This window comes from Mesorhizobium sp. M7A.F.Ca.CA.003.01.2.1 (assembly GCF_003998945.1).
Lineage (GTDB): Bacteria > Pseudomonadota > Alphaproteobacteria > Rhizobiales > Rhizobiaceae > Mesorhizobium > Mesorhizobium ciceri.
Genome location: NZ_RZRA01001636.1, coordinates 1 through 503, shown reverse-complemented (window position 1 = coordinate 503; position 503 = coordinate 1). Strand labels below are relative to the sequence as shown.

Annotated in this window: 1 protein-coding gene; it reads right to left on the bottom strand. The window is 65.0% G+C overall.

Translation table 11 applies throughout. From position 1 onward, the window contains the following. A partial coding sequence (locus tag EN969_RS34670) for a polyprenyl synthetase family protein (protein ID WP_164758826.1) occupies nucleotides 1–503 on the bottom strand: 503 nt, incomplete at both ends.

Sequence of the window (503 nt, the reverse complement as noted above, 5' to 3'; positions counted from 1 at the left end):
CCATAGTCCAGCGCGTCGTCGATCAGCTGGAAGGCCAGGCCGAGATTCATGCCATAGGAGCGCAGCGCCGCACGATCGTTGCGCGTCGCCTGGGCGATGACCGGGCCGACCTCGGCAGCAGCCGAAAAAAGTGCGGCGGTCTTGGCCTTGATGACGGCGAAATGCTCGTCCTCGGTGGTTTCGAGGTTCTTGGCGGCGGCAAGCTGCATGACCTCGCCCTCGGCGATGATCGAGGCTGCACTCGACAGGATGTCGAGCGCCTCGAGCGAGCCGACATCGACCATCATGCGGAAAGCCTGGCCGAGCAGGAAGTCGCCGACCAGCACGCTTGCCTGGTTGCCCCAGATCATGCGGGCGGTCTTCTTGCCGCGGCGCATGCCGCTCTCGTCGACGACATCGTCGTGCAGAAGCGTCGCGGTGTGCATGAATTCGACGGAGGTGGCGAGCTTGACGTGGCCCTCGCCGGCATAGCCGAACATCTGGGCTGCGGCCAGCGTCAGCAT